Origin of the sequence: Ornithinimicrobium pratense, assembly GCF_008843165.1 — a bacterium.
In the GTDB taxonomy this organism is placed as follows: Bacteria; Actinomycetota; Actinomycetes; order Actinomycetales; family Dermatophilaceae; genus Ornithinicoccus; species Ornithinicoccus pratensis.
In genome coordinates this window covers 609,518-631,437 of record NZ_CP044427.1, presented here as the reverse complement: position 1 = coordinate 631,437, position 21,920 = coordinate 609,518, and the positions used below count along the sequence as shown (strand labels likewise).

At 70.7% G+C, this 21,920-nt stretch carries 19 protein-coding genes; 10 read left to right on the top strand and 9 right to left on the bottom strand.

What is annotated here, in order from left to right; translation table 11 throughout:
* Positions 1-95: 95 nt before the first annotated feature.
* The 3 genes from FY030_RS02900 to FY030_RS02890 form a co-directional block, all read right to left on the bottom strand.
* Positions 96-758 (bottom strand): RES domain-containing protein, encoded by a 663-nt coding sequence (locus tag FY030_RS02900; protein WP_158060201.1) that lies wholly within the window; start codon positions 756-758, stop codon positions 96-98.
* On the bottom strand, positions 755-1,147 hold the full coding sequence (locus FY030_RS02895; RefSeq protein ID WP_158060200.1) for a hypothetical protein: 393 nt from the start codon (positions 1,145-1,147) through the stop codon (positions 755-757). Before FY030_RS02895 ends, FY030_RS02900 begins: the two co-directional genes overlap by 4 nt.
* A 231-nt stretch (positions 1,148-1,378) precedes the next feature.
* Positions 1,379-2,518, bottom strand: coding sequence for a tyrosine-type recombinase/integrase (locus FY030_RS02890; RefSeq protein WP_238348522.1), 1,140 nt, complete (start codon positions 2,516-2,518; stop codon positions 1,379-1,381).
* A gap of 382 nt (positions 2,519-2,900) precedes the next feature.
* On the opposite strand from FY030_RS02890, the gene FY030_RS02885 reads away from it, so the two are divergent.
* The 7 genes from FY030_RS02885 (at position 2,901) to FY030_RS02855 (ending at position 11,588) form a co-directional block, all read left to right on the top strand.
* On the top strand, positions 2,901-3,887 hold the full coding sequence (locus FY030_RS02885) for an ABC transporter ATP-binding protein (protein ID WP_158060198.1): 987 nt from the start codon (positions 2,901-2,903) through the stop codon (positions 3,885-3,887).
* Positions 3,884-4,720, top strand: a complete 837-nt coding sequence (locus tag FY030_RS02880) for an ABC transporter permease subunit (RefSeq protein ID WP_158060197.1) — start codon at positions 3,884-3,886, stop codon at positions 4,718-4,720. The genes FY030_RS02885 and FY030_RS02880 overlap by 4 nt, the downstream gene beginning before the upstream one ends.
* Positions 4,721-4,813: 93 nt before the next feature.
* On the top strand, positions 4,814-8,821 hold the full coding sequence (locus FY030_RS02870) for a multifunctional oxoglutarate decarboxylase/oxoglutarate dehydrogenase thiamine pyrophosphate-binding subunit/dihydrolipoyllysine-residue succinyltransferase subunit (protein ID WP_192498695.1): 4,008 nt from the start codon (positions 4,814-4,816) through the stop codon (positions 8,819-8,821).
* Between the two features lie 36 nt (positions 8,822-8,857).
* Positions 8,858-9,616: an alpha/beta fold hydrolase gene (locus FY030_RS02865; RefSeq protein ID WP_192498694.1), complete on the top strand. Its 759-nt coding sequence runs from the start codon at positions 8,858-8,860 to the stop codon at positions 9,614-9,616.
* Between the two features lie 27 nt (positions 9,617-9,643).
* Positions 9,644-10,714 (top strand): GNAT family N-acetyltransferase, encoded by a 1,071-nt coding sequence (locus FY030_RS02860; protein ID WP_158060195.1) that lies wholly within the window; start codon positions 9,644-9,646, stop codon positions 10,712-10,714.
* Between the two features lie 9 nt (positions 10,715-10,723).
* Positions 10,724-10,894, top strand: coding sequence for a DUF6104 family protein (locus FY030_RS16250; RefSeq protein ID WP_192498693.1), 171 nt, complete (start codon positions 10,724-10,726; stop codon positions 10,892-10,894).
* A gap of 28 nt (positions 10,895-10,922) precedes the next feature.
* Positions 10,923-11,588 carry a GDSL-type esterase/lipase family protein gene (locus FY030_RS02855; protein WP_158060194.1) on the top strand — a complete coding sequence of 222 codons (666 nt, stop codon included), beginning with the start codon at positions 10,923-10,925 and terminating at the stop codon, positions 11,586-11,588.
* Here FY030_RS02855 and pheA read toward each other — a convergent pair.
* From pheA to FY030_RS02830, 5 genes are all read right to left on the bottom strand, one after another.
* Entirely contained in the window at positions 11,548-12,492 is a 945-nt protein-coding gene (gene pheA / locus FY030_RS02850; protein WP_158060193.1) for a prephenate dehydratase, read from the bottom strand. The two genes, FY030_RS02855 and pheA, sit on opposite strands and share 41 nt — an antisense overlap.
* 19 nt (positions 12,493-12,511) lie before the next feature.
* The gene (locus FY030_RS02845; protein ID WP_192498692.1) at positions 12,512-14,056 is read right to left on the bottom strand and encodes a sugar transferase; all 1,545 of its coding nucleotides are present in this window, start codon (positions 14,054-14,056) and stop codon (positions 12,512-12,514) included.
* Between the two features lie 209 nt (positions 14,057-14,265).
* On the bottom strand, positions 14,266-14,757 hold the full coding sequence (gene tsaE / locus FY030_RS02840) for a tRNA (adenosine(37)-N6)-threonylcarbamoyltransferase complex ATPase subunit type 1 TsaE (RefSeq protein ID WP_158060191.1): 492 nt from the start codon (positions 14,755-14,757) through the stop codon (positions 14,266-14,268).
* Positions 14,754-15,953: an alanine racemase gene (gene alr, locus FY030_RS02835; protein WP_158060190.1), complete on the bottom strand. Its 1,200-nt coding sequence runs from the start codon at positions 15,951-15,953 to the stop codon at positions 14,754-14,756. The genes tsaE and alr overlap by 4 nt, the downstream gene beginning before the upstream one ends.
* A gap of 24 nt (positions 15,954-15,977) precedes the next feature.
* The gene (locus tag FY030_RS02830; RefSeq protein ID WP_158060189.1) at positions 15,978-17,111 is read right to left on the bottom strand and encodes a 3-isopropylmalate dehydrogenase; all 1,134 of its coding nucleotides are present in this window, start codon (positions 17,109-17,111) and stop codon (positions 15,978-15,980) included.
* A 91-nt stretch (positions 17,112-17,202) separates the two neighbouring features.
* Here FY030_RS02830 and leuC point away from each other — a divergent pair, with 91 nt between their 5' ends.
* A complete protein-coding gene (gene leuC / locus FY030_RS02825) occupies positions 17,203-18,666 on the top strand; it encodes a 3-isopropylmalate dehydratase large subunit (RefSeq protein ID WP_158060188.1) in 1,464 nt (487 codons plus the stop codon).
* On the top strand, positions 18,666-19,265 hold the full coding sequence (gene leuD / locus FY030_RS02820; RefSeq protein ID WP_158060187.1) for a 3-isopropylmalate dehydratase small subunit: 600 nt from the start codon (positions 18,666-18,668) through the stop codon (positions 19,263-19,265). The genes leuC and leuD overlap by 1 nt, the downstream gene beginning before the upstream one ends.
* Positions 19,266-19,292: 27 nt before the next feature.
* Here leuD and FY030_RS02815 read toward each other — a convergent pair whose 3' ends face one another.
* Positions 19,293-20,510: a CaiB/BaiF CoA transferase family protein gene (locus FY030_RS02815; protein ID WP_158060186.1), complete on the bottom strand. Its 1,218-nt coding sequence runs from the start codon at positions 20,508-20,510 to the stop codon at positions 19,293-19,295.
* A gap of 255 nt (positions 20,511-20,765) precedes the next feature.
* Between FY030_RS02815 and bar the strand changes: the two genes are divergently transcribed.
* On the top strand, positions 20,766-21,902 hold the full coding sequence (bar, locus tag FY030_RS02810; protein ID WP_158060185.1) for a barbiturase: 1,137 nt from the start codon (positions 20,766-20,768) through the stop codon (positions 21,900-21,902).
* Positions 21,903-21,920: the final 18 nt, after the last annotated feature.

Here is a 21,920-nt window from a genome sequence, read left to right as displayed (position 1 = left end):
CCAGGCTGTGGCGGGCGGTGACAATCTCTTCGATCGCACTGGTGGCGTAGCGCTGGTGCGCTGTGCAGTCTCACTGGGGGAAGGGCTGCAGTCAGTCAGTGCAGCGTCAGTCCGTATGTGCCTGCCACTCGCTGCAGCGCCTCGTCGCGCAGGCTGAGCTCACCAGCTGGCGCCACCTCGAGCACGGTAGTGCCGTCGAAGATCGCCCAGCACTCGAAGTCACCGGTGCGCGACAGATAGCGCACGCCGGAGTAAAGGGGAGCGCCCTCCGCGTCCGTCTGTGAGTAGACCCAAGCCGCGATGGCCCGCGTGAGGAGCCTGTCGGGCCCGCGCACGTGACTTACGTCAAGGTGGTGCACGCCGGCCGGCATCGCGATAGCAGCCTCGAGCGTGTTCCAGGTGTCCTGGTGCTCGACGTCGACGAAGGGTAGGGCGTCAGGCAGGCCGAGAGCGAAGCGGCGCCGGTTCTCCCGCCATGACGCGGCGACGTTCCCCGCTCGCATGTGACGGCTGTCATCCTCGTCTAGGCCGATCATTCCTGGGGCCGGTCGCAAGCGTGCCAGGACTTCTCGGTAGCAGCCTTCGAGCAAGGTCGAGGCGTACAAAGCCCCTCCGCCCACCACATCGAAACGGTTGCCGGCGTTCAGCGACAATGCATCGACCGGGTCGATCTGCGAGAACTCGGTCCCTTTGCCAAGTCGAGCGACCCGCCACACTGTGTCGGGGGCGGCGACCAGGCGCGGCTCGGTGACGGTCATCCTCCGGACGTGAACGCCCTGGCCGCAGCCATGACGGCCCGCAGGTCACCCGTCACGACGACCTCTGCGGGGCTGCGGTCCTCCAGCTGGGGGTTCATGCCGATGAACCAGGATCGCACGACGTGGCGGGAGTCGGTCTCAACCAGAAGCTGGACAATCTGGAACGCTCCTCGAAGCCTGCGCTCGACGTCAGGCTGCGGGGGGGCCTGGGCGCCGCCTGCCCACCGCGCCACTGTTTGGGGGCTCTTGCCGACCATGTAGGCCACGAGCTTGGGGCCGAGGGTTTCGTTCAGGTAGGCCGTGATCTGCGGCACCGTCCACTCCTCCGGCCGCCGCGGCCGCACGTCCGAGGTGGCGCGTGCTCGATGACTTGTGTTGGCAGTAGCCATACCCGACTCTTCTCGTCCTTGACGACGCACAAACGCCGTGATTTCGACGTCGTTTCGATACTACAGCGTCACGGCTGGGCCATGCCTGGCGATGGCGTCCGTCGGACCTATGCGGCACGCCCTCACCACGCAGCAGCCACCACCCGCCATCCCCAGCCAGGTGCTCGGTCCCGCCCGCCTCGTTACGGAACAGCAGCGCCGACGGAGGGCGTGTCGGCGCGCGGCGCGCAGTCACGTGCTGCCCCCCGCGAGCCGGGACATGCGGGCGGCAATCTCGGCGTCGCGCCCGTGGGCGACGTGCTGGTATCGCAGGCTCGCATCCGCCGAACTGTGACCATATCTGCCCATCAGCTCGGCCACGGTCGCCCCCGACTGTGCAGAGAGCACCGCCGCGGTGTGCCGCAGGTCGTGCAGACGCAGGTCAGGACGTCCAGCAGCGGCCCGCGCCGGCATCCAGACGTACTTGTAGAACGTGGCGTGCGCCAGGTGCTCGGTCCCGCCCGCCTCGGCAGGGAACAGCAGCGCCGACGCACCGGGGCCGACGTGCTGGTGCATGTGGGCCGCCAGCAGCGGCAGTACATGAGGCGGCACAGTGACGGCCCGGACGCCGGCGGCGGACTTGGGCGGCCCGACGATGTTCTGCCCCTCCACCCGCACCACGGCGCGGCGCACGTGCAGCACTCCGGTCTCTAGGTCCACATCCGAGCGGCGCAGCTCGGCGGCCTCCCCGAACCGCAGCCCGCACCAGGCGAAGGCGACAACGACCAGGGCACGGAAACGCGGGGGCGTGTGCTCCAGCAGCGCGTCCAACTCGACCAGGGCCGCAGTGCGAATCTCGTGGCGCCGTTGCACAGTCCCTGCGCCCTTGACGGTGCACGGGTTGATGGTCACGCCGGTCCGGGCGCGTTGCTTCGGGTGCACGGCGTCGACGAACAGCCCGTGCAGCAGCGCGTAGGCGTGCGCGTTCTGCGTCGGCGTGTCCGGGTCCAGCCCGTCGAACCAGCCACTCACGTCGTCGTCGGTCACCAGTCGCATGGGCACGTCCCCGAACCGCGGATAGATCACCCGGCGCAGCAGCCCCTCGTACAGGCTCATGGTCTTGGGGCGCAACGGCTTGCCGCGTGTGCGGCGTCTGGCCAGGGCCTCGGGCGCGAAGTGCCGTAGGGTCATCCCACCCTCCGCGGCGGCCCGTAGTGCCTCGAAGCGGGCCCTGGGCGGCGTCCATGGCTCGTCCGATGCCACCAGCCGCCGCTCCTGCGCCAACCAGCCCTCTGCATCGATGGCGGCCTCGAACGTGTACGGCGCGGCATGCCGTTTGAGGTCCGGGCCGACGTAGGACGCTTGGTAGCGACCGCTCGGGAGTTTGCGCACCGCGCCGAAGCCTCGTCGGCCCCGGTCCCTGCGTCGCCCTCGTGCCACGTTGCAGCCTCTCTGTCGTGCAACATACGTGCAACATGCGTGCACTCTCGTGGCCGCTTCTGTGCACTCGTGCAACTAGGATACCGGCGTATCACCGCAGGTGAAAGGGCATTTGCGCAGGTCAGGAAGACTGTGAGAAAGGCATCCGTGGACTAGTTCGATTCCTGTCCGCCTCCGCCACGAGCGGGTCATCCTCGGCAATGGCCCGCTTGTCCCAACCCCTGCCCGACGACCGGCCCCTCCCGCCGATCGGGTGTTCTCCCACCTGTGACGGAGATGGATCTCCCCCACCCGGCCGATGCGGCGCACCCGGTGACCTGGTTGGCTACCTGTCATGAGCAGAGCGGGGACGGAACACAGACCACGGGAGGGCCGCGACGTCAGCGTCCGGGGCCTGACCAAGACTTTCGGCAGCCTGCGGGCCGTCGACGACCTGACCTTCGACGTGCGGCCCGGCCGGATCACCGGCTTCCTGGGACCCAACGGCGCCGGTAAGACCACGACCTTGCGCATGCTGCTGGGGCTGGTCCGCCCGACCTCCGGGGAGGCCCTGATCGGCGGCGAGCGCTACGTCGACCTCCAACACCCGATCCGCACGGTCGGTGCCGGTCTGGAGGCGACCGGCTTCCACCCCGGCCGTTCGGGGCGCAACCACCTTCGAGCGCTGGCGGCCACCGGGGACATCCCCGACTCGCGGGTGGACGAGCTGCTCGAGCTGGTGGGCATCCCCGCGGCCGCGCGCAAGCGGGCGGGGGGCTACTCGATGGGGATGCGGCAGCGCCTGGGCCTGGCCGGGGCGCTGCTCGGTGACCCGCAGGTGCTGCTACTCGACGAGCCGAGCAACGGGCTGGACCCCGAGGGCATCCGCTGGATGCGGGGCTTCCTGCGCCACCTGTCCGCCGACCAGGGCAAGACGGTGCTCATCAGTTCCCACCTGCTGGCCGAGGTCGAGCAGACCGTCCAGGACGTCGTCATCATCGCCAACGGCACGATGGTGCGCAGCGGCACCATGGACGAGCTGCACGGCGAGCCGGCCGCGCTGGTCCGCGCGGCGGACCCGCAACGGCTGGCCGCGGCGTTGGACCGGGCTGGGATCCCTGCCCGGCCGCTGCCGGAGAAGGGCGAGGGCGCACTGGAGGCCGCGAGCGGTGACCTGGCCGCGATCGGCCGGGTCGCGCTGCAGGCCCAGGTGGCCCTGAGCGAGCTGAGCCCGCGACGGACCGACCTGGAACGCCTGTTCCTGGAGCTCACCGACTCCCCGCAGCACCGCAACCGCAACCTGGGCGACACGCCCGTCACCACCGAGGGGGACAACCGATGACCGGCCTGGTGCGCTCCGAGCTGCGCAAGTTCTTCACCACTCGGATGTGGTGGGGCCTCACCCTCGCCGCCTTCCTCCTGGGCGCGGCGCTGACCGCCCTGTCCGGCTGGTTCATGATCTACGGGTCGATGCCGACGCCGAACGGCGAGAGCCTGAGCCTGGCCGAGGCGATGGACGATGTCTCACTGGCCCGGATGATCTACACCCAGTCGATCTCGATGGGCTACCTGCTCACCTTCGTGATGGGCATCATCGTCATCGGCGGGGAGTACCGGCACAAGACGCTCACCGCCACCCTGCTCGCCGCTCCTCGCCGGGGATCGCTCATCCTGGCCAAGGTGGCCGCCGTCGCCATCACCTCCTCGGTGATCGCGCTGGCCCACCTCGCCGGCTCGGTGCTGGCGGGGGCGGTCCTGCTCGGCTCGGCCGGGCACGAGATCTTCCCCGACGCGGGGCAGCTGGGATGGGTCTTCCTCCGGGTGATCCTGGTGCTGGTGCTGTGGGGCCTGATCGGGCTGGGGCTGGGCGTGCTCATCCCCAACCAGGTCGTGGCGCTCTTCGTCGGCGTGGCCATCGTGTGGATCGTCGAGCCCCTGATGGGGGTCTTCATCCAGCTGGCCACCTGGGGAGAGACCCTGGCCAGCTACTTGCCCGCCCAGGTGTCCCTGGCCACGGTCGACGCCTACTCCGGCATGCCCGAAGAGACCCGGCAGATGTTCGGCGTCTCCGGCACCACCCTCACCTGGTGGGTCGCCGCCCTGGTGCTCGCCGGGTATGCCGCGGTGATGACCGCCGTGGGCTGGTCCCTGACCCGCCGCAGGGACGTGAGCTGAGGCCGGGGCCGGCGGCACGGGGGAGGTGCTCCCCCGCGGCGGCGATCAGGATGGTCACCGGCTAGGCTAGGCGTGGCGTGCGGCGATCGCACCATGCCTGGTAGCCCCCCGGATGTGAGAGAAGGCGCAGACCCAGTGGCCAACCCCCCGAGCAGCGACAAGATTCTCGCCGACTTCGGAGCCAACGAGTGGCTCGTGGAGGAGATGCGAGAGCGCTTCGATCAGGATCCAGGGTCGGTGGGACCGGAGTGGCGCAACTACTTCGAGAACGGCCAGAGCAGCAACGGCAGCTCCAGTCACGGGTCCGAGCAGGCGCAGGGCGTCGCCTCCTCGCCGACTTCCGGGTCGGGCTCGTCCTCGCCGTCCACCTCCGCCACCACTCCGCGACCGACCAGCCGCAACAAGGTGGCCCCGGCCCCACCGCGCCGTCCCTCGCAGGGCAGCTCGGCCCAGAGCGGGTCGGCTGCCCAGGGCTCGGCTAGCAAGGGCACGGGCAGCAAAGACTCCGGCACCAAGAACTCCAGCAGCCAGGGCACGGGCAGCAAGAACTCCAGCAGCAAGAACTCCAGCAGCCAGGGCACGGGCAGCAAGAACTCCAGCAGCAAGGAGTCCAGCAGCACGAGTTCGACCGGCAACGGCGGCGCCAGCAACGACGGGCCGAAAACCGTCCCGGTAGCCCGGGACGCCCCGGCGCAGAGGTCGGCCGGGCCCCAGAACGACGTGACCCACACCCCCATGCGGGGTGCCGTGGCTCGCGTGGTCACCAACATGGAGTCGTCGCTGGAGGTGCCCACCGCGACCAGCGCCCGGGCCATGCCGGCCAAGCTGCTCATCGACAACCGCACGGTCATCAACAACCACCTGGCCCGCAGCCGCGGCGGCAAGGTCAGTTTCACCCACCTCATCGGCTACGCCATGATCAAGGCGCTGCAGGTGATGCCGGAGATGAACAACGGCTTCGAGGTGCAGGACGGCAAGCCGGTCCTCGTGCAGCCCGCCCACATCAACCTCGGCCTGGCCATCGACGTGCCCAAGCCGGATGGCACCCGCCAGCTGCTCGTACCCAGCATCAAGGGCGCCGAGGAGATGACCTTCCACGAGTTCTGGGCCGCCTACGAGACCCTGGTCAAGAAGGCTCGCGCCGGCAAGCTGACGATCGAGGACTTCCAGGGCACCACGATCAGCCTGACCAACCCCGGCGGCATCGGGACGCTGCACTCGGTGCCGCGTCTGATGAAGGGCCAGGGCACCATCCTGGGCGTCGGCTCCCTGGACTACCCGGCCGAGTGGCAGGGCGCCTCCACCAAGCGGATCGCCGAGAATGGCGTCAGCAAGATCCTGACCCTGACCTCGACCTACGACCACCGAATCATCCAGGGCGCGCAGTCCGGGGAGTTCCTCCAGGTCCTGCATCAGCTGCTCCTGGGCCAGGACGGCTTCTACGACGAGGTCTTCACCTCGCTGCGGATCCCCTACGAGCCGGTCCGGTGGGCGCCGGACATCACCGCGAGCCATGACGATGACATCTCCAAGGCCAGCCGCATCCAGGAGCTCATCCACTCCTACCGGGTCCGGGGCCACCTCATGGCCGACACCGACCCGCTGGAGTACCGCCAGCGTCGCCACCCGGACTTGGACATCAACAACCACGGTCTCACCCTGTGGGACCTGGACCGTGACGTGCCTACCGGCGGTTTCGGCGGCAAGCCGAGGCTGACCCTGCGTCAAATCCTGGGCATCCTGCGCGACTCCTACTGCCGGACCGTGGGCGTGGAGTACATGCACGTCCAGGACCCCGAGCAGCGCGCCTGGTTCCAGAAGAAGCTCGAGGTCCCCTTCGCCAAGCCGGCCCCGGCCGAGCAGTTGCGCATCCTGCGCCGCCTCAACGCCGCGGAGGCCTTCGAGACCTTCCTGCAGACCAAGTTCGTAGGTCAGAAGAGGTTTAGCCTCGAGGGTGGCGAGTCGGTCATCGCGCTGCTGGACAAGGTGCTCAACCGGGCGGCCGAGGACGGCCTGTCCGAGGTGACGATCGGTATGCCGCACCGCGGCCGGCTCAACGTGCTGGCCAACCTGGCGGGCAAGTCCTACGGCCAGATCTTCCGCGAGTTCGAGGGCAAGTCGGCCCCCGGGACGGTGCAGGGCTCGGGCGACGTGAAGTACCACCTGGGCACCGAGGGCGAGTTCAGCACCGAGCAGGGCAAGACCACCCGTGTCTACCTGGCCGCCAACCCCTCCCACCTGGAGGCGGTCAACCCGGTCCTGGAGGGCATCACCCGCGCCAAGCAGGACCGGCTCTCCCGCGAGGGCGGCCAGCCCGCCTCCACCGTGCTGCCTGTGCTGCTGCACGGTGACGCCGCGTTCGCCGGTCAGGGCGTGGTCCTGGAGACGCTCCAGATGTCCCAGTTGCCGGCCTACCGCACGGGCGGCACCCTGCACGTCATCATCAACAACCAGGTCGGTTTCACCACCGCCCCGCACCACTCGCGATCCTCGGTGTACTGCTCCGACGTGGCCCGCGCCGTGCAGTCGCCCGTCTTCCACGTCAACGGTGACGACCCCGAGGCCGTAGTCCGGGTCGCCGAGCTCGCCTACGAGTACCGCCAAGAGTTCGGCAAGGACGCCGTCATCGACCTCATCTGCTACCGCCGCCGGGGCCACAACGAGGGCGACGACCCGTCGATGACCCAGCCGCTGATGTATGACCTCATCGAGGCCAAGCGCTCGGTCCGCAAGCTCTACACCGAGTCCCTCATCGGCCGCGGCGACATCTCCGTCGACGACGCCGAGGCCGCACTGCGTGACTACCAAAAGCAGCTGGAACAGGTCTTCATCGAGACCAAGGCGGCGCTCAAGGGCGAGGGTGATGGCACTCACGGCCTGGAGCGCCCGCAGGCCCAGGACGAGGGTGACATGGCCACCCGCCAGCGGCCCACCGCGATCGACGAGGGGACGCTGCACCGCATCGGGGACGCCTTCGGCTCCCCACCGGAGGGCTTCACCGTCCACCCCAAGCTGGCCAAGCTGCTCAGCACGCGCCAGCAGATGACCCGCGAAGGCGGCATCGACTGGGGCATGGGCGAGCTCATCGCCATCGGCTCCCTCGTCCTGGAGGGGACTCCGGTGCGGCTGACCGGCCAGGACAGCCGCCGCGGCACGTTCGTGCAGCGGCACGCGGTCCTGACCGACAACCGGACGGCCGAGAACTGGACCCCCCTGCACCATCTGTCGCAGGACCAGGCCCCGTTCGAGGTCTACGACTCACTGCTCTCGGAGTACGCCGCGATGGGCTTCGAGTACGGCTACTCGGTGGAGAAGACCGACACCCTGGTCCTGTGGGAGGCCCAGTTCGGCGACTTCGCCAACGGCGCCCAGATCATCGTCGATGAGTTCATCTCCTCCTCGGAGCAGAAGTGGGACCAGCGCTCCAGCGTGGCGCTGCTGCTCCCGCACGGCTACGAGGGCCAGGGCCCGGACCACTCCTCGGCCCGGATCGAGCGCTACCTACAGATGTGCGCCGAGGACAACATGCGCGTGGCCTACCCCTCCACGCCGGCCTCCTACTTCCACCTGCTGCGCGCCCACGCCACGGCCCGGCCGCGCAGGCCCCTCGTGGTCTTCACCCCCAAGGCGATGCTGCGTCTAAAGTCCGCCGCCAGCGCCCCGGAGGACTTCACTACGGGCACCTTCGAGCCGGTGCTGCCGGACCGGCTCGAGCTGGACAAGGAGAAGGTGGACCGGGTGGTGCTGGCTTCCAGCAAGCTCGTCTACGACCTGGAGGACGCACGCCAGGACCGGGACGACGACCGCACGGCCATCCTGCGCATGGAGCAGCTCTACCCCGTCCCGGGTGCCCAGCTGGCCAAGTTGACCGCCCAGTACCCGAATGCCGAGCTGGTGTGGGTGCAGAACGAGCCGGAGAACCAGGGCGCCTGGCCGTTCATGGCGCTCAACTTGCCGCAGGCACTGGCCCAGCACGGCGAGGACCGTCCGCTGCGTGTCCTCGCCCGCCCGGCCTCCGCCTCGCCTGCGACCGGGTCGGCCAAGGTCCATGACGTCGAGCAACAGGCCCTGGTCGGTGAGGTCTTCCACCGCGCCGAGTGAGGTCAGGGGCGCGGCGCCCACGGGGTGGTCGCGGTCGTGACGCCTGCCGTCCCGGTCCAGATCTGGGGCTCCGGCGCACGGGTGGTGCTGGTGCACGGCTCGCTGACCACCGGTCCGCTGGAGTGGGACGCCCAGCGTCCCCTTGCTGAGCAGGGTTACCAGCTGGTCGTGCCCACCCGACGGGCTTACGCGGCCACCGGGGTCGGTGAGGACTTCCTGGTCGACGGGCAGGACGTCGCCGAGCTCCTGGGCGACGGTGCCCACCTGGTGGGTCACTCCTACGGCGCCCTGGTCGCGCTCGTCGCCGCCCGAGAGCGACCCGAGGCGGTGCGCTCACTCCTCCTAGCCGAGCCTCCCCTCTTCGAGGCCACGGACCACCCGGCGGCGGGAGCGCTGCAGGAAGGGCTCGTGCGGCTGCTGGCCAGGCCGGTCAGTGACCGGGAGTTTCTCACCGCCTTCCTGCAACTCGTCGGCACCGACGTCGCCGACCTGCCGCCGGAGCTGGTGGACGAGTTGTCCGCGATGGTCCCGGCACTGCGCGGGGCACGGCAGCCGTGGCAGGCCCGGGTGCCGGTGGCCGAGCTCGCGGACGCCGCCTTCCCCATCGTCGTGGTCTCCGGGGCCCACCATCCCGCCTTCACGGCCGTCTGCGAGGCGTTGACCGAGCAGCTGGGCGCCCAGCACCACGTCGTCGTGGGGGCAGGCCACGAGGTGCAACTGGCGGCCGCGGAGTTCAACGCCGTCCTGACGCGGCTGTGGAAACCTCTCCGCCCATGCTGGGAGTCGTCCGCGTAGCCAGGGCCGTCTGGAAGAATCCCCTCCATGCCCAGCAGCGTCGCCGCACCGCTCCTGCCCGCCGGATACACCTCCTACGCCCCTGGTGTCGATGATGTCGACGACCTTGTGCGCCTGCTGCGCAGGCACGAGCGGCAGGCGCGGGGCTGGCCCGGCGCGGACAGCGAGACCGTCGCCGCCGAGGTGACCGGCCGCGGCGCGAACACCCACCTGCACGAGGTCGTCCGCGATCCGGAGGGGAAGCTGCAGGCCTGGATCAACTGCCACGACCGCGCGGCGGGTCGGGTGCTCGTCGGGGTCACCGTGGCCCCGGAGCTGTCGGACCAGGACGCCGACCCCCTGGCCGCCTACGGCTACGCCCGCGTCGAGGACCTCGGGCGCGAGGTGATGGCCCGGCGAGGGGTGGAGCGCACCCAGCTGGACTCCGGCGCGTTCAGCGACGACGAGCGCCAGCAGCGGTGGCTGACCGAGTCCGGCTACACCCGCGTGCGCGACTGGTGGCAGATGTCCCGCCCCGTCGACCCGGAGACCGACGCGGTCCCGCCCGTCCTGCGCGAAGGGGTCAGCATCCGCCGCGTCCGCCGTGACGACGGGGTCGGTATGCCGAAGGAGGACGACCTGCGGGCCGTGCATCTGGTGCTGGAAGCCTCCTTCGCGGACCACTTCAACTCCTACCGGGAGACCTTCGAGGAGTTCGTCTCCCGACTGCGGGAGGACCCCGGCCATCGGTGGGACCACTGGTGGTTGGCCACCGTGGACGGCGAGCCTGCCGGTGCGCTGGTGGCCACCACCCTCACCGGCCGGGTGGACGAGGAGGGCAGGGCCCGCCCAGACTCCTCCTACGTCGAGTACATCGGGGTGCACCGCCGGGCCCGAGGACGGGGTGTGGCCAAGGGTCTGCTGCATACCGTGATCCAGGACGCAGCCTTGCGCCGCCGGGCCTCGGTGGGCCTGGAGGTGGACGCCGACTCCCCCACCGGGGCGGACCAGCTGTACAGCTCGCTGGGGTGGCGCACGCGCTACTCCACCCAGTCCTGGCACCGCCAACTGGTCCGTGACCCCGGGCCGGTGCCAGCCGCGCGGAACGCAGGGCGCTAGCCTGACCAGGTGTACTTCACCGACCGTGGCATCGAGGAGCTGGAAGCCCGCCGGGGTGGGGACGAGGTCAGCCTCACCTGGCTTGCCGACCAGTTGCGCACCTTCGTGGACCTCCACCCGGAGTTCGAGGTGCCGGTCGACCGGCTGGCCACCTGGCTGGCCCGGGATGACGAAGAGTGAGCCGAGAGCAGAGAGCAGGTCAGAAGCCATGAGCAGCGGCGAGCGCATCGACCCCGCAGCGCTGGAGTATGCCCCCAGCGCCGACTTCGCCGTGGGAGAAGGGCCGCGCGACATCGGCCTGTGCTTCGTCGGCGACGGCTTCGTCGCCGGCTACGGCGATCCCAAGGCGCTGGGCTGGGTCAGCCGGGTGGTGGGCCGTACAGACCGCCAGGGCGCCGACCTGACCAGTTACAACCTCGGCGTGCGCGGATCGAGCTCGGCGGGCGCCATGACCCGATGGCGTGCCGAGTGCACCACCCGGTGGGAGGGCCGCGGCGAGCGCAGGCTGGTCATCGGGGTGGGAGCGGAGGACGTCGCACACAAAGTCACCACGGCCCGGTCGCGGCTCAACCTGGCCAACATCCTCGACGAGGCCAGCTCCACCGGGATCGCCACCTTCGTCGTCGGCCCGACGCCCACCTTGGACGCCGAGGTCAACGCCCGGCTGCGGGTGCTCTCCGAGGCCCAGGCGGACGTCTGCGGCCGGAGGCGCGTGCCCTACGTCGACTGCTTCACCCCGCTGGTCGACCACGACCAGTGGCAGTCCGATCTCGCGGCCGGTGACACGGTGCACCCCGGCCAGGCCGGTTACGGGCTGATCGCCTGGCTGGTGCTCAACGGCGGCTGGGTCCGCTGGTTACAGCTGGACCGCTGAGGCTGCGCACCCAGGCGGCTGCGGCCGCGTAGGTCTGCTCGTCCGCGTGCTCGGGGACGGGGGTCGCTCGGGTGTCGGCGCGCGGGTAGGACCCGAAGAAGCGCACGTCCCGGCAGGTCCGGCGCAGCCCGAGCAGGGCCTCGGTCATCCTGGCCTCGGTCAGGTGGGCGGTGGCGTCGATCCAGAACTGGTACTCCCCCAGGCCCTCGCCCGTGGGGCGCGACTCCAGACGGGTCAGGTCGATGCCGCGCACCGCGAACTGGTCCAACAGCTCCAGCAGCGCACCGGGGCGGTTGGCCCAGATCAGCGCCAGCAGCGTGGTGCGGTCGGCACCGGTGGGCGGGGGCACCGGCACGCCGGCACGCAGCACCACGAACCGGGTGACCGCACCCTCCCGGTCCGCGATCTGCTCGGCCGCCTCCGCCAGCCCGTAGGCGCGTGCGGCACCGGGGGCGGCGATGGCCGCGTCGTACTGCCCTTCGGCCACCGCCTGCGCCGCGCGGGCGGTGGAGGTCTCAGGCACGATCCGGGCCTCCGGCAACTCACCGGCCAGCCAGCCCCGCACCTGGGCAGCGGCGTGCGGGTGCGTCGCCACCGTCCGGATCGGGCGCTGCGCCCATTCGGGTCGCACCAGCAGGCTGAACTGGACCCGGACCAGCTCCTCGGCGACGATCCGCACGTCCTGCGTCTCCTGCAGCGCCTGCAGGGTTGCCGGGACCGAGCCCTCGACCGAGTTCTCGAAGGGCACCACCGCGGCACCCACCTCGCCGGCCGCCAGGGCGGCGAGGGCCGCCGGCACCGTTGGCACGGGGAGCAGCTCGTGGGCACCCTCGCGGTCCCACTGCCGGGTGGCCTGCTCGGTGAAGGTGCCCTCCGGGCCGAGGTAGGCGATGCGCGAGCTCACGCCCGGCACCCTACCGGGGTCAGTAGGCGCCGGCGTTGCTCGGTCGGACGACGACCTGGAAGGTGCGCCACATGATCATCAGGTCCAGGACCGGGGTCCAGTTCTCGACGTAGTACAGGTCGAGCCGCACCGACTCCTCCCAGGACAGGTTGCTGCGTCCGCTGACCTGCCACAGACCTGTCATCCCGGGCTGCACGAGGAGCCGCCGCTGGGTGTCGGTCTCGTACTCGGCGACCTCCCGCGGCAGCGGCGGGCGGGGCCCGACGAGGCTCATCTCCCCGCGCACCACGTTGAGCAGCTGCGGCAGCTCGTCGATGGAGTAGCGGCGAATGATCGCGCCGACCTTGGTGACCCGGGGGTCGGTCTGCAGCTTGAACAGCGGGCCGGCCCCCTCGTTGGCGTCGAGCAGCTCGGGCAGCCGCGCCTCGGCGTCGGTGACCATGCTGCGGAACTTCTTCATCTTGAACGGCCGTCCGTCGCGACCCACGCGCTCCTGGGTGAACAGGGCAGGCCCACCGTCCATGCGCACCGCGATGGCGGTTGCCACGAGCACCGGCGCGAGCAGGGCGAGCAGCACCAAGGCACCGGTCCGGTCCAAGATCGACTTCAGCACCCGCTGGGGGCCGACGAAGGTCGGGGCCTCCACGTGGATCAGCGGCAGCCCCTGGACCGGGCGGGTGAGCACCCGCGGCCCGGCGACGTCCATGATGCCGGGGGCGACGACGAGGTCGATCTCGGTGCCCTCCAGTGCCCAGCCGAGGCGGCGCAGACCGAGCTGGCCCAGGCCTGAGGAGGACGACACGGCAATGACGTCGACCTTGAGCTCCATGGCCTTGGCCACCGCATCGGTCTCCGGGCCGAGCACTGGGACGCCGGCGACCTTGCCCGACCTGGCGTGGTCCACGCAGGCGCCCAGCACCTTGTAACCGGCGTCGGGGGTCCGGCGCAGCGCGGTGACCAGGCTGGCCACGTGCTCCCGGTCACCGACGAGCAAGACACGGTCGGACAGGTGACCTTCGCGCCGCTGCTGGACCAGCCACCGGCGTGCGGTCCACCGGCCGAGCAGCAGCATCAGGGTGCCGAGCGGGAAGGCGAGCATGACGAAGCCGCGGGCGAAGTCCAGCTGGAAAGAGTAGGCGAGGATGGCGAGCCCGGCGAACAGCCAGAGCGAGGCGTGGAAGGTCTGCCGGTACTCCTGGATGCCGTGCCCGACGAGCCGACCGTCGTAGGCGTTCTGCACGTGCAGCGAGACCATCCAGGCTAGCCCGAGGGCCACGCCGATCAGCGAGTAGTTCACCTGCCCCGGTCCCGCCTCGAGCGGGACCGGGCCGAAGCGCAGCAGCAGGGCCAGGGCGATCGCGGTAGAGACGGCCGCCAGGTCCAGCACGCGCACGGCACGCAGGTAGGGACGCAGGTAGCGCCGGGCGCGCGCGGGGTGCGCGGGGTGCGCGGAGCGACGCTCCTCGGTGGCGGCCCGGTCGGTGGGCACAACCGCAAGCGAGGGCCTGCGGGACTTCTTGTTCTCCTTCGGTGCGGGGGCGAGAGCAAGACTGCCTCGCTGCACCTCCACAGATGTATACACGGGTTTCCCATCTGTCACTCCCGCGGCCACATGCCATCGCGCCACGGTGCGACGGCCCTTTGCGTCACGGAGCAAAGGTCCTCTGCGTCACGGTGCAGAGGTCGGGCCTGCGGGAAGTCTTGCGCCGATAGTAAACCAGCGTCGGTGGGCTAAGTCCAGTTCCGCCTGCCACATCGGCGCGGCGGGTCCGGTCAGGACCCGATGACCTGCTGGAGGAGGGACGCCCATCTGCCACCGACGCCGCGCAGCCGTGCGGTACGCCCCTGCTGGTCCTCGGCGACGCTGCCGGAACGGACCAGGATCAGCTCGAGCCGCTCCTCAGTGAGTTGCTCCGCCAGCCCCGCGCCCCATTCGACCACCGTCACCGACTCCGCCAGCGACTCGTCCAGGTCCAGGTCGTCCAGCTCGGCGCCGTCCCCGAGCCGGTAGGCGTCCACGTGGACCAGCGCCGGGCCCTCCTGCAGCGAGGGGTGAACCCGGGCGATGACGAAGGTGGGTGAGGTGATCGGCCCTCGCACGCCCAGCCCCTCGGCCAGGCCCTGGGTCAGGGTCGTCTTGCCGGCCCCCAGGTCGCCGGTGAGCACGAGCAGGTCGCCAGCGCGCAGGAGACTGCCGAGGCGCCTGCCCAGGGCCCGCGTGTCCTCGGCTGTGGGCAGGTCGAGCACGACCTCGGACGACGTCACGACTCGCCTCCCCGGTAGACCCGGGGCACCCGCGGTCCGAAGCGGGTGACGATCTCATAGCTGATCGTGCCGACCGCGTCGGCCCACTCCTGGGCTGTTGGCTCGCCTTCGTCCCCGGCACCGAAGAGCACCACCTCATCCCCGGCACCGACCTCCAGGTCTCCGACGTCGACGACGAACTGGTCCATGCACACCCGGCCAGCGATGGTGAAGCGCTGTCCACCCACCTGCACCGGGGCCAGGTTCGAGCCGTGGCGGGGCACGCCGTCGGCATACCCGAGCGGGACGTCGACCACCGTGGACTCCCGCTTTGGCGCGTAGGTGTGGCCGTAGGAGACGCCTTGGCCGGCGGGCAGCCGTTTGGCCACCGCGACCGCCGCGGCGACCCGCATCGCCGGGCGCAACCCGTAGTCGGCGGCAGAGCCGAGGTCAGGCACCGGGGTCAGGCCGTAGACCGCCAGGCCGGGGCGGACCATGTCCCAGGTGGCCGCGGGCGTGGTGAGCGTGGCGGCGGAGTTGCTCATGTGCCGCACCTCGGGGTCGAGCCCGGCCCGCTCGGCGACGGCGACCGCGTCGGCGAAGGCCTCCTGCTGGGCCCGCACGGTCGGGTCCCGGGGGGCGTCGGCGTGGGAGAAGTGGGTGAACAGCCCGCGCACGCGCAGCACTCCCTCGGCCGCCAACCGCGCGGCGTGGTCGACCAAGTCGGTCCAGTCGGTGCGGGGATCACCGGCGCGCACGGGCAGGGAGAAGGCTCCGTTGCGGGCCAGGCCGGTGTCAGCCTTGAGCTGGGTGACCGCGGTCGTGCCGCTGGCCCGGGCGGCCGCGGCGAGCGCGTCCAGGGTCCAGGGAGTGGACGCGGCGACCTCCACCCCGGCCTCGACCAGCGGCAGCACCTCGACGCCGGGGGCGACCAACCAGGTCAGGACAGGGGCGTCGATGGCGGCCTCGCGCAGGGCGATGGCCTCGCTGGGCTGGGCGACACCGAGCGCGCAGGCCCCGCCCGCCAGCGCCGCCCGGGCGCTGGGCACCAGCCCGTGGCCGTAGGCGTCGGCCTTGACCACCGCCATCAGCTCGGCACCGCCGACGCGCTCGCGCAGCGTCCGCACGTTGTCCCGAATCGCGCCGAGGTCGACCGTCACCCGGGCGGGCCAGAGCGAACCCGCGCGCAGCGCGCCGCCTCCACCTGCCACCGTCATGCGTTCATCACCCGACCATTGTCCCTAGCCGGCCAGCATCGTGGCCAGCTGCTCCATCAGGCTGCACTCAAGCCTTGCCACCGGGCCGGCGTCGGTCTCGCCGGTTGTCACAGCCCGGGCGATCCGCTCGCCCAGCTCTGAGGTGCTGGCGCCCATGCCCTTGCCGGCCATGGCGGGCATGCCGGCCAGGACCGCGGCGGTGGCAGCCTCGACCGCTGCGGCGGCCTCGCCCTCGCCGAGATGACCGAGAAGCAGCGACAGCGACAGGCAGGCACCGGCCGGGTTGGCCCAGCCACGGCCGGCGATATCGGGTGCGGAGCCGTGGATCGGCTCGAACATGCTGGTGCCGGTGCCGTCGATGTTGAGGTTGCCGCTGGCGGCCACGCCGAGGCCACCCTGCAGCACGGCACCGAGGTCGGTGACGATGTCCCCGAAGAGGTTGTCGGTGACGACCACGTCGAAGCGCTCGGGACTCACCGGTAGGTGCATGCACATGGCGTCCACGTGCACGTAGTCGGTCTCGACGTCGGGGTAGCGCTCTCCCACCGACTCCATCACGGCGGTCCACAGCTTGCCGGCCTCGACGAGCACATTGGTCTTGTGACACAGCGTCAGCCGCTTGCGGCGGACGGACGCGAGCCGGTAGGCGAAATCGACGGCGCGCTCCACGGCATACCAGGTGTTCACCGACTCTTGGACCGCGACCTGGGCCGGGGTGCCCCGGTGCACGGTGCTGCCCTGGGCCACGTAGGCCCCCTCGGTGTTCTCACGGACGATGACCAGGTCGCAACGATCAGGGGTCAGCCCTGAGATCGGGGTCGGCACGCCTGGGTACAGGCGGACCGGGCGCAGGTTGATGGCCTGCCGCATCGCGCCGCGCAGGGCCAGGATGATGCCGCGCTCCAGGATGCCGGGAGCGACCCGAGGACTGCCGATGGCGCCGAAGAGGATCGCGTCGTGGTGGGCGAGCGCGGTGACGGTGTCGTTGGGCAGCAGCTCTCCGGTGGACAGGTAGTGGTCGGCCCCGAGGGGGACCTCGGTGCGCTCGATGCTGAACCCGAACCGTTCCTGGGCGGCGTCCAGGACGGTGAGCGCCGCGCGGGTCACCTCCGGGCCGACACCGTCCCCGGGCAGAACGGCCAGCGTGTGGCTGCGCATGACGACCTCCATGACGTTACGTCAATGTATGAGCACTACAGTGGCTGCATTCTGACGCACCCCACATCTACCGAAGGGAAGGGGTTCCGCTATGGCTGGCCGTACCTTGGCCGAGAAGCTGTGGGCGCAGCATGTCGTCCGCTCCGCGCAGGGGGAGCCTGACCTCCTCTACATCGATCTGCACCTGGTGCACGAGGTGACCAGTCCGCAGGCCTTCGACGGGCTGCGGTTGGCCGGTCGCGGGGTGCGTCGTCCGGACCTGACGGTGGCGACCGAGGACCACAACGTACCGACCACGCTGGGGCCGGTGACCGACCCGGTCTCGCGAACCCAGCTGGAGGCGTTGAGGGCCAACTGCGAGGAGTTCGGGATCGTGCACCACGCCCGGGGCCGGCTCGGCCAGGGGATCGTGCACGTCATCGGTCCCGAGCTGGGGCTGACCCAGCCGGGGATGACCATCGTGTGCGGTGACTCCCACACCTCCACGCACGGGGCGTTCGGGGCGCTGGCCTTCGGGATCGGCACCTCAGAGGTCGAGCACGTGCTGGCCACCCAGACGCTGCCGCTGAAACCGTTCAAGACGATGGCGATCACGGTGGAGGGCGAGCTGGCTGATGGTGCCAGTGCCAAGGACATCATCCTGGCGGTGATCAACCAGATCGGCACCGGCGGCGGGCAGGGCTACGTGCTGGAGTACCGCGGGACCGCGATCGAGGCGCTGTCGATGGAGGGGCGGATGACGATCTGCAATATGTCCATCGAGGCCGGTGCCCGGGCCGGGATGGTGGCCCCTGACGCAACCACCTTCGCCTACCTGCGGGGCCGCCCGCACGCCCCGAAGGGCGCGGACTGGGACGTGGCGGTCGAGGCGTGGCGTCAGCTGCGCACCGATGAGGACGCGGTCTTCGACGCCGAGGTCGTCATCGACGCCTCCCAGCTGAGCCCGTACGTGACCTGGGGGACCAACCCGGGCCAGTCGGTGCAGCTGGGCCAGGCGGTGCCCGACCCCGAGTCCTTCGGCTCCCAGGACGCCCAGGACACCGCCCGGCGGGCGTTGGAGTACATGGACCTGTCCCCCGGGACGCCGATGCGGGACGTGGGCGTGGACGTGGTCTTTCTCGGCTCGTGCACCAACGGGCGGATTGAGGACCTGCGGGTCGCCGCGGATGTGTTGCGCGGGCGCAGGGTCGCCGACGGGGTGCGCCTGCTGGTGGTGCCCGGCTCGCACGCAGTCCGGCTGCAGGCCGAGGCCGAGGGTCTGGACGAGGTGTTCACCGATGCCGGTGGCGAGTGGCGGCTGGCCGGGTGCTCGATGTGCCTGGGCATGAACCCCGACCAGCTGGCGCCCGGGGAGCGCTGCGCGTCCACCTCCAACCGCAACTTCGAGGGCCGTCAGGGCGCCCGCGGCCGCACCCACCTGGTCTCACCCGCGGTCGCTGCGGCCACCTCGGTGCTCGGCACCCTGTCCTCCCCCACCGACCTGGGCGGCCGGGACGAGGGCGTCCCCGGCGCACCGCATACCCCTGTCCCGGCGCGTCAGGAGGTCCGGACCTGATGGAGAAGTTCACCACCCACACCGGCATCGGGGTGCCGCTGCGGCGCTCCGACGTCGACACCGACCAGATCATCCCGGCGCACTACCTCAAGCGGGTCTCGCGCACCGGGTTCGAGGACGGCCTGTTCGCCCGCTGGCGCGAGGACCCCGACTTCGTCCTCAACCAACCCGCCTACGCAGGTGGCTCGGTCCTGGTCGCCGGGCCCGACTTCGGCACCGGCTCCTCCCGCGAGCACGCGGTGTGGGCGCTGCAGCAGTACGGCTTCCGGGCGGTCCTTTCCTCCCGGTTCGCCGACATCTTCCGCGGCAACTCCGGCAAGGGTGGCCTCCTCACCGCCCAGCTGGACCAGGGCGACATCGAGCTGATCTGGAAGCAGCTGGAGGCCGAGCCCGGCACCACCATCACCGTGGACCTACCAGCCCGGTCCATCACCTGCGGCCAGCTGACCGCACCCTTCCAGGTCGACGACTACCTCGCCTGGCGGCTGGAGCACGGGTATGACGACATCTCCCTGACCCTGCAGCACGAGGACGCCGTCAGCGCCTACGAGGCCCAGCGCCCCGCCTGGAAACCCGTCGTCACCACCGCCGTCGAATAAGCCGCGAATGCGCCGCGCCTGGCCCGTTCAGCCAGGCTGCAGCCAGTCTCGGACGGCGGGCCCGTGCTCGTCGAGCAGCGGGGGGCTCTGGTGCGCGGTCGGCGTGACCTCGGCCCCGTCGTGGTCGAAGAAGCGCAACGGGGGCCCAGGCAGCTGCACCGGCCCCAGGGTGGGGTGCTCCACGTCGACCAGCAGGCCCTGAGAACGGGTCTGGTCCCACTCGTAGACCTCCTGCAGGTCCCGCACCTTGCCGGCCGGCACGCCGGCCGCGGCCAGGCGGGCCAGCACCTCTTCGCCGGTCTGGGGCGCGAAGGCCTCCTCCAGGGCAGCGATGACCAGCTCGCGGTGGGCCACCCGCTCGGCGTTGGTCGCCATGCCCTCGGCGTCGGGGTCGAGCCCGAACTCAGTGCACAGCCGCCGCCACAGGCTCTCGTTGCCGCAGGCCACCTGCACCGAGCCGGCGCCGCAACGGAACAGTCCATAGGGGGCGATGGAGGGGTGGTGGTTGCCCTGGGCCCGCGGCACCTGGCCGGCGACCGTCCACCGGGTGCCCTGGAAGGCGTGCACCCCGACGATCGAGGCCAGCAGCGAGGTGCGCACGACCTGTCCCCGGCCGGTCCGCTCGCGCTCCAGCAGAGCGGCCAGCACCCCGTAGGCGCCGTACATCCCGGAGAGTAGGTCGCCGATCGGCACGCCCACCCGCTGCGGGTCCTCCGGCCCGGACCCGGTCAGCGACATCAACCCGGCCTCACCCTGGGCGATCTGGTCATAACCCGCGCGCCCACCCTCAGGCCCGTCGTGACCGAAGCCGGAGATCGACAGCAGCACCAGGCGGGGATTGAGCTCGGCAAGCCGCTCCGCGGAGAAGCCCAAGCGGTCCAGGGTCCCCGGGCGGAAGTTCTCCATCAACACGTCCGCGCGCTGGATCAGGGCAGTGAGCACCTCCCGGCCGTCATCAGACTTCAGGTCCAGCGCCACCGACTCCTTGTTGCGGTTGCAGGACAGGAAGTAGGTCGCGACGTCCTGGCCGTCCTGCCCCTTCACGAAGGGCGGTCCCCACGTGCGGGTCTCATCACCGCTGCCGGGCGCCTCGATCTTGATCACCCGAGCCCCCAGGTCGGCCATCATCATCGCAGCGTGCGGACCGGCCAAGGCCCGGGTCAGGTCCACCACCAACGTCCCGGTGAGCGGGCCGTGGGTCCCGGAGTGCGGCTCGGCGGGCTGGTCGGGGGCGTGGGCGGTCATCGGTCGCTCCTTGGCGTCAGGGGTGCGGTCCGCCCACTCAATCAGGCCGACCCGCACCCTACGAACACAAGGTCCTATTGTCTCACCGATGGTTTTCTGGCAACTTCTGCCAGGAGTATCGGTGCGCAGTCCACCTAGCCTGGGACGAAGGTGTCTCACCGGTGCGGACCCGGGCCCTGCCGCCACCCCCGGCGCAGGTGGCCCCGACCACCGGAGAGCCACTTCCGACCGTCAGCTGCAGAAAGGTGCGAGCTCATGCCCGACCCCATCGAGGTACGCAAGGTCCCGATCCACTCCGTCAGCGACGCCAGCGAGCTGACCCGGCTGCTGGACGAGGGTGTCCTGGAAGCCGACCGTGTCCTGGCCATCATCGGCAAGACCGAGGGCAACGGTGGCGTCAACGACTACACCCGCATCATCGCCGACCGCGCCTTCCGTGAGGCCCTGATGGCCAAGGGCGTGGATCAGGAGCAGGTCAAGCAGATCCCGATCGTGTGGTCCGGCGGCACCGACGGTGTCATCAGCCCGCACGCGACGATCTTCGCCACCGTCGACCCGTCCACGGTGGAGGCCACCGACGAGCCCCGCCTCACCGTGGGGATGGCGATGAGCGAGCCGATCCTGCCCGAGGAGATCGGGCGGATGGGCATGGTCGACAAGGTCGCCGACGCCGTCAAGGTCGCTATGGAGCGCGCCGGGATCACCGACACGGCCGACGTGCACTACGTGCAGACCAAGACCCCGTTGCTGACCATCGACACCATCCGGGACGCGCACAGCCGCGGCGAGGACGTCTACACCGACGACACCCTGACCTCGATGGACGTCTCCAACGGCACCACCGGTCTGGGCATCGCCAAGGCGCTCGGCGAGGTCACCGACCTGAGCAACGAGGACATCATGCGGGACCGCGACAAGTTCTCCGCGGTGGCCTCCTGCTCCTCCGGTGTCGAGCTGGACCGCGCGCAGGTCGTCGTCGTGGGCAACGCCACGGGCGTCGGCGGTCGCTACCGCATCGGCCACTCGGTGATGGAGCACGCCCTGGACCAGGACGGCATCTGGAACGCCATCAAGGACGCCGGTCTGGACCTTCCCGAGCGCCCGCACCGCGACGACATCCAGGGCCGCCTCGTCAACGTCTTCCTCAAGTGCGAGTCCAGCCAGGACGGCAAGGTCCTCGGCCGTCGTAACGCCATGCTCGACGACTCGGACGTGCACTGGCACCGGCAGATCAAGGCCGCCGTCGGTGGCGTCACCGCCGCAGTGACCGGCGACCCGGCCGTCTTCGTCTCGGTCTCCGCCGCCCACCAGGGTCCCGAGGGTGGTGGCCCCGTGGCCGCGATCGTCGACCTGGGCGAGGAGCCGACGGGCTACGTGCCGCCGGCGAGCTGACCCACCCCCGGTCCGCCG

Excerpts from the sequence above, each read along its gene's own strand:
- FY030_RS02900 (WP_158060201.1), bottom strand. The coding sequence starts at position 758 with ATGACCGTCACCGAGCCGCGCCTGGTCGCCGCCCCCGACACAGTGTGG.
- FY030_RS02895 (WP_158060200.1), bottom strand. The coding sequence starts at position 1,147 with ATGGCTACTGCCAACACAAGTCATCGAGCACGCGCCACCTCGGACGTG.
- FY030_RS02885 (WP_158060198.1), top strand. The coding sequence starts at position 2,901 with ATGAGCAGAGCGGGGACGGAACACAGACCACGGGAGGGCCGCGACGTC.
- FY030_RS02880 (WP_158060197.1), top strand. The coding sequence starts at position 3,884 with ATGACCGGCCTGGTGCGCTCCGAGCTGCGCAAGTTCTTCACCACTCGG.
- FY030_RS02870 (WP_192498695.1), top strand. The coding sequence starts at position 4,814 with ATGCCTGGTAGCCCCCCGGATGTGAGAGAAGGCGCAGACCCAGTGGCC.
- FY030_RS02860 (WP_158060195.1), top strand. The coding sequence starts at position 9,644 with ATGCCCAGCAGCGTCGCCGCACCGCTCCTGCCCGCCGGATACACCTCC.
- FY030_RS02855 (WP_158060194.1), top strand. The coding sequence starts at position 10,923 with ATGAGCAGCGGCGAGCGCATCGACCCCGCAGCGCTGGAGTATGCCCCC.
- alr (WP_158060190.1), bottom strand. The coding sequence starts at position 15,953 with ATGACGGTGGCAGGTGGAGGCGGCGCGCTGCGCGCGGGTTCGCTCTGG.
- FY030_RS02830 (WP_158060189.1), bottom strand. The coding sequence starts at position 17,111 with ATGCGCAGCCACACGCTGGCCGTTCTGCCCGGGGACGGTGTCGGCCCG.
- leuC (WP_158060188.1), top strand. The coding sequence starts at position 17,203 with ATGGCTGGCCGTACCTTGGCCGAGAAGCTGTGGGCGCAGCATGTCGTC.
- leuD (WP_158060187.1), top strand. The coding sequence starts at position 18,666 with ATGGAGAAGTTCACCACCCACACCGGCATCGGGGTGCCGCTGCGGCGC.
- FY030_RS02815 (WP_158060186.1), bottom strand. The coding sequence starts at position 20,510 with ATGACCGCCCACGCCCCCGACCAGCCCGCCGAGCCGCACTCCGGGACC.
- bar (WP_158060185.1), top strand. The coding sequence starts at position 20,766 with ATGCCCGACCCCATCGAGGTACGCAAGGTCCCGATCCACTCCGTCAGC.